The organism is Lysinibacillus sp. G1-3, assembly GCF_056322905.1.
This window is the reverse complement of sequence record NZ_JBWHYQ010000009.1, coordinates 201315-207893: the sequence shown is the minus strand read 5'-3', so window position 1 is coordinate 207893 and position 6579 is coordinate 201315. Positions and strand designations below refer to the sequence as shown.

At 36.2% G+C, this 6579-nt stretch carries 6 protein-coding genes; 1 reads left to right on the top strand and 5 read right to left on the bottom strand.

Annotated elements, in window-relative coordinates; translation table 11 throughout:
* Window positions 1-89 precede the first annotated feature (89 nt).
* From ACVYAD_RS11800 to ACVYAD_RS11785, 4 genes are read right to left on the bottom strand one after another with little or no spacing between them, the layout of a single operon-like run.
* Entirely contained in the window at window positions 90-557 is a 468-nt protein-coding gene (locus ACVYAD_RS11800; RefSeq protein WP_476426588.1) for a hypothetical protein, read from the bottom strand.
* Complete coding sequence (locus ACVYAD_RS11795; protein ID WP_476426587.1) at window positions 554-2050, bottom strand: phage portal protein; 1497 nt, start codon at window positions 2048-2050, stop codon at window positions 554-556. Before ACVYAD_RS11795 ends, ACVYAD_RS11800 begins: the two co-directional genes overlap by 4 nt.
* Window positions 2043-3470 carry an AAA family ATPase gene (locus tag ACVYAD_RS11790; protein WP_476426586.1) on the bottom strand — a complete coding sequence of 476 codons (1428 nt, stop codon included), beginning with the start codon at window positions 3468-3470 and terminating at the stop codon, window positions 2043-2045. The genes ACVYAD_RS11795 and ACVYAD_RS11790 overlap by 8 nt, the downstream gene beginning before the upstream one ends.
* Entirely contained in the window at window positions 3463-4413 is a 951-nt protein-coding gene (locus tag ACVYAD_RS11785) for a terminase small subunit (RefSeq protein WP_476426585.1), read from the bottom strand. Before ACVYAD_RS11785 ends, ACVYAD_RS11790 begins: the two co-directional genes overlap by 8 nt.
* A gap of 118 nt (window positions 4414-4531) precedes the next feature.
* On the opposite strand from ACVYAD_RS11785, the gene ACVYAD_RS11780 reads away from it, so the two are divergent.
* Window positions 4532-5155 carry a hypothetical protein gene (locus ACVYAD_RS11780; RefSeq protein ID WP_476426584.1) on the top strand — a complete coding sequence of 208 codons (624 nt, stop codon included), beginning with the start codon at window positions 4532-4534 and terminating at the stop codon, window positions 5153-5155.
* Between the two features lie 398 nt (window positions 5156-5553).
* Here ACVYAD_RS11780 and ACVYAD_RS11775 read toward each other — a convergent pair whose 3' ends face one another.
* Complete coding sequence (locus ACVYAD_RS11775) at window positions 5554-6414, bottom strand: hypothetical protein (RefSeq protein ID WP_476426583.1); 861 nt, start codon at window positions 6412-6414, stop codon at window positions 5554-5556.
* Between the last annotated feature and the right edge of the window lie 165 nt (window positions 6415-6579).

The following is a 6579-nucleotide window of genomic DNA, read 5'->3' as shown; positions in this document are numbered from 1 at the left end:
TTCTTCGAACAATTGAAGGATATGTAGTTTTAACTCGAGTGGATGTTTGCTTCGCCCCATAAAAAATACTCCCCTTAGATAAACAGATTTTATTTTTTAATCTGTCTACTTAATAGGGAGCATATCAGCTTGCTATGACCCCATATCCGCTCCGACAATTTAAGTCCTTTAATACGTCGTCGTTCCATCTCGTCAACAGCTTGCTCACTAATACGAAAAAACGAGCTAATAATTGGTTTAACATCTATATTCGCTTTGTTTAACAATCTCAATGTGATTTCTCGTGATTCGTGCATACCGGCATTTACTCCGACAATAGCAGAAGTAGAAAGCACCGCTTTTAACTCTTTTTCAGTGATTACAGCATTTTCAACTATAATACTGTCAATTAATTCAGGTATAGTATAATAACGCCCTTCCGCTTCTAGCTGCCTAATTTTCTCAATCAATCTATCTAACGAGCGCAAAACAATAGCACGTACCTCAGCATCTTGCTTTAGCACGCGCTCTATGATTAATTTTCGCGATTCAAGTTTTAGCTTTTCGAACTCATTCATGCTGCATCGTTACCGATCTGTTTAATTATTTCCAGCAACTCGTTTTCAAGCTCAGCAGAATCAGGCATTTTAGTCTTGGCAATCAACGATTTGAGGATGCGTTCCTTTTCTCCTCTGCCATCTTCTTCCTCATATTTGTACATTGTGTCAACAAATTTAGATAGGAAATTAACTGCTGATTCATCAGAAATAACATTAACCTCAAGTGCCGCTTTCAATGCATTCACAACATTGAGCAATTCTTCACTGATTTCTTTTGATGTACGAGGATCAATATTCGTCCACTTCAATTCAGTTGCATAGGTCTCAAAAGCAATGTTTTCTGATTGTGCAGTCATTGCTAAGACTATTCGCGCAAGCCGCTTCCAGCTGTCTGCAAAATGCTCACGTTTACGCTCAATGGAGCGGATAAGGATTGGCATTTGTTCTTTAACGGAAGAAAGACTAGACGGTGTATGCACACCGAACACAAACTCAGGTGTTTCGGATGTATCAACGATACAGTAGAAAAGGAATTTAAGAAGTTCTTTAGCATCTCCGATTGCTGATTTAACTTCTATAAACTCAGCTTCATCATCCGGAGCAAGTAATAGCATTTCATGTCCGTCTAAATTTATAGTACCGCCATCTTTAGCAAATTTAGCTGGGTCTGTAATACCGAAATTATTCTTTAAAAAAGTTGTAACTTCCTTAATTTTAAGTTTCAGACGAGGCGTACTGTGCATTTTGGAGCCTTGCATAGCATGTAACATAACATCATGATAAGCCTTTAAAAAAGGCTCAATCGGCTCTATATCCGATTGTCCAAACAATCCTTCGTCCCCTTCATTTTTGAAGTGTATTATCGGAATGAAGTCCCAAGGAAGCGGGATTGTTTCGGATTTCACGCCTGGAGGAGCATCTCCATCTACTTCGATAATACGTTCCCCCTTTTGGATACGTTGTGTGATAGTTGCTTTTTTCTTGTCGCCTCGTTCATCCTCCCACTCATGAGAGGGAACAAGTCGGTATTCATTTATTGCACCGGTTAAAGGATGGCGAATAATATCTTTTACCTGTCCAGGAGGGATAATGTTATAAACCAGTCTAATAGGTTGTTCTGGGTAAAGCGCTGTATCCTCTTCTTCTTCTCGAGTAATCCAAACGAAACAATCACCATCACGTAAAGAATCCCGTTCAGTTCGCTGTATGTTTGAAATGTTATTTTTGAAGAAAGCTTCTAATATTTCTTGAGCTTCTTTATCAACAATTTTAAATTCCGGCACACCCATAAAACTTACTGTATTGTTGATAATGGACTTTGCAAACCCTGCACCCAACTTGTAGTCGTCGTGTGTGTTGTAATAAAGTTTTTTTGCCATTTCATAATCAACCCGACTACTATCTAGCTTATATCCATTTCCTGCTGATCCAGTAGAAATACCAAAGCGGCCCATTATGTTATCACGTAGCTTTGACATTTCACCTACTGCTTTGTTCAACCATTTAGCCATATACTCTCCCTCCTCTCAATAATGCTGCAACATCGTCGTTCATTGGTTCTTGACCTGTCTTAGCAAATGCTAATACAAGAGCATCTGCTCGGTCAGGTGATCGTAAACCGCGCTTTTTCATTTCTTTCTTACTTTCAAGTCGGATCTTACCTTTCGAAGTTACTTCATACTTTCGTGTAGATAACTGGCCGACTAAATCATCATCATTTGGAATTTGAATGTCACCATCGTGAAGTAAATCACGTATAGTTGCCCACGCCTCTGTACCCCAATTATCATAATGCTCCGCTTCAATTGCTTTTCCACCGTTATGACAGTCAATGACAGTGATGTGTAAACCTTGTTCTCTCACAACCTCGCGCAATCGGTCAGTCACACCACCACCGACACCATCATCATCGACTTTGATAACACAAGATGGTCGCCCATATTGGAGCATTAGTTCTTTAGCAAGCTTTATGGCCTTACCAGCTGTTGGCATTGTATCCTGTTTTGAATATGTTTTAATAACAGGAACGTAGTTACCGATACGAGGCACAATAACCGTTTCATCATCCCCAAACCTAGCAACGTCTACACCTATTTCAAGTGGAGCGGATTCAGGAATTACTCGGATACCATCATCATTAAAATAGACTTCTCGCATTGCTGCCGCTTCTACTTTTTCAAGATGAATAAATGTATCAGGTTCAGACTTTGGAAACTCACCGAAGACACGAACACGAACAACATCACTGTCCTGGCCATACTTACGAATAAGGCGCTCAATGTTATCTTTACTTGCTCTGGAAGAATCAGAGCTCGATACTTTATGTGTTTTGTAATCAGCCCTGTCACGATGATTAGAATCATAAAAAACCCCACTCGTTCGAGTCGGGTTCCCACACATCAATAATTTGTTTTCAGCACCTGAAAGCGTACCAAGAATAGCCTCCATAATGTTATCCGCTACTCCTGACGCTTCATCAACCACAAACAGCATGTAATCCTCGTGGAAACCTTGCATATTTTCAGGCTTAGTAGCTGTCCGAGCAGTTGCAAACCAACGTTCCTCATTACCCATCATGTAGACCTTAGTTTTGGTCCATTTAAGAAAGCTTTTAACCAGTGTACCCTCAAGCCATTTTGCAATCTCAGCCCATAATACATCATTTAGCTGTTGCCTGGTTGGAGCGGTACATATCACTTTCGGATTTGGACGACAGCAAAGATACCAAATGACCGTTACCGCTTCTAACCCTGTTTTCCCTACCCCTTGACCGGAGCGGACACTTACAAAAGGATTTTGTGCTAAATCGTTTAAGACATTTTGTTGCCACTCGTCAGGGTAAAACTCTAATATATCCTCTGCAAAAGCCACTGGATCATCCCAGTAAACACCTATAAGGTCAACTAGTACATTGTAAGGCTTGTTACTCATGGGCTTTCACCTTGCGTTTTTCAGCAACCTTACCAAGTGCAGCCACCCAATCTTCGGCACTTTGATTTTTGTTACTCCCTTTGATATTTTCAATCTCTACCTTTGTCTTATCGATGTTCAATTTCGCTTGCTCATTCCGTAATTGTTTACGCACGTTTTCATCTAACAAATCTGTGTATTTTGTTAGCATAGCAAGTGCAGCCATTTTGTCGGCAAGTTTGACACTTACACCGTCTTTGCCTTTCTTCACTTCGGTAATTATTGTGCCATCTACTTCATGCGCTCCTTTTAAACCTACAAACGAATATTCATGTGTTTCTTCCTTAAATACCGACTTACCTTCATCATCCTCTCCAGCATACTCTCTACTGGTATATGTTCGTGTACCAAAATCAACAAAATCTGTAATATCAGCAAAAGCAATGTCGATGTACCTTTGAAGTACGGTTCGAGCATCTAGCATAATGCCATTTGCGAGCTCAGCTTTGAGCCTGTCGATTTCGTCTCTCACCTTATCATTACTTAGCAAACGACTGCCGTTGGACATTGCAGAAGCATAGTCGCAACCATACACTTTTTGGTATGCTTTTGTGGCATTCCAGTACTTTGTATAGTACATACAAAAAAGCAACTGTTGGCTGTTGAGACCGTCACTAGGTACGATTTCAAACTGTACAGTTGCCTTTGTTTCCACTTCTGATTTGGATTTACTTCGTCTCGGTTTCTTTTTAATGGAACGTTCCGAATTGTTGGTCTCTTTCTTTTGGAACGTTCCGTTCGATTCTTCTAATCTATCATCCCAACGATCTTTATTCTTCCAACCTCTGACTGTACCCTCTGCTACACCTAATTGCTCGGCAATATCCTTTAATTTAGTATCACCGTTTGCAGCTTTATACAGTTCAAAGGCTTCATTACGTTTTGGATTTCTTACTCTAGCCATATCTCATAAACACTACCTCCACAATAATCTATTTTTTATTTTTTCCTGTAAAAACTTTCTATAATTATATTTCTATATATAATAGTAATATAATTATTACTTGAAAGAGGTCATCAAAATGCTTTATAAGGATATAAAAAAAACAAAATTGAGTAAAATGACTTTTTTTTCTGTCTCGTTCTTTGTTTGTATACTTTTCTTTCTGATCTATTTTGGCACTTGTGTTTCTATTCATACAAAATATCTTGGTGATTATCCAACAACTTTACTAGGAACAATTTTTGTATTTTTAATACCACCTATCTTAACTATTCCAAGTACATACATAATTTCTATAATTATTTTTTATAATCAATATATAAATAAAAATGAACTTTCAAAAATGAAAGATTTATTAGCTCATATTAGTGTTTTCACAACCATACTGGTAAATACAATAGAAAAATTTTATTCTCCTAAAGGAGATACTAATGAGGATTACAATTGGTTTTTCACACAATTATTAGATTTTTTCAACACATCTATCCAACCTATAAATTATATGTACACTATACCCATACTCTTTAGTATGATGACTATAATATTGTTGGCCTTAGAAAGAACGAAAATTATAACAAAACGTAAAAGAAGGAAAATGATGTACCCATCTTCTTATCCTTCTTTAAACCCCGTTAATGTAGAAAGAGCTAAACAAATTAGCAATGAAATTGATATATTGAGAAGAGATACATTTCCAAAGTAAATTTTTCCTTTCTCCTTCTACCACCCATAGTGGAAACCCTGAAATCCTTTATTAATCGGAATATACTCTTGTAGTAAATGGTCCATAAGAATTAGGCAACCGCTTCATGCGATTAGTTTCATCACATGAAGCGGTTGCCTTTTCTTCAATTCACATAACCCTCATAGATGATTCAATCCGTCGATTCTTCACAAAATACACTCTATCACCGATATTTAGGTTATTAGGTCATCTGGACAGCCGCCAAAAACTGTTCATAACCACCTTGCTGAAAAACAACAGTTTCTCTGTCATCATTTTCGTATTCACTCTTAGGAATAGTCACAACGATGTCTAATGGCATCACCCCATTTATGCTAGTTGCAAGTAAAGTAAAAATAGTGCCCCCTTAAAGGACACTATTTTTTATAAGCTTCGAATAATAATTTTATATTTTCTACATGCTTGTTTGAAATTTCATTTAATATTTCTGTTAACTCTTGATCAAATTCTACTATTTTTTGTTGATAATTATCACCAAATTCACTTTTATTAATTAAATCATTCATATTGTAGCTATTTTCCTTTAATAAAGCGTTAATTATTTCAATTTCATTAATTTCATAATCCAAATGAGAATATAATATTCTAACTTTACTAATTTCAATTTCGATTTCAGCTAATAATTCACTTTCTCGAAATGTACTCGACTTTAAATCTTTGATTAAACTTAAAATAGTTTCATGCGCCGACTCTTCTTTGCCATGAACTATATGATTATCTCTAAGAGTCTTTTGTTGCTGAGTAAGATTTGATATTTCTTGTCCAGTATTATTAATTTTTCGAAATATTTCATTTCTTAACTTAATCAATTTTGTCATATTGGTTATTAACACAACCAATTCTTCATTTTTATTTAATAAAAATATTTTATGTTCTCTTTCTCTTGTTTTTTTGTCATTTAATTCTGCAGCTTCATCAATACTATTTTTTTGTTCCGCCAGTAGTTCGAAATGTTGTTTGTTTTGATTTCTAATTAAAGCATATGTAGTTAATACTACTGCTACCATACCCACTATTCCACCTAAAAAACTCCCCCAAAAACTTATCCAACTTCCAGCTAAACTACTATCATTATTCCCTATAGTTTCAATCAGCCAAATATTCAATGTAATTGGAATAATAAATAAGATAATAAAAAGTAAACTAAATGTTATTAATGCTGAATAGATAAAAACTTTAATATAGGGAGTTTTTTTCTCAATTTGTTTTGATTCCATCTTTCTTTCACCTCCAAATCAATCATAATCCCAGAGGCATTATATTGGAACAATTTTCTACAAATCCAACTTCAAAACTACACTAACCTCCACCCTACTATAATCCCTATAGTATCGAAATCTTCCAAACGGTAAATAGATGTCATTGAATTACCTCCGAATATT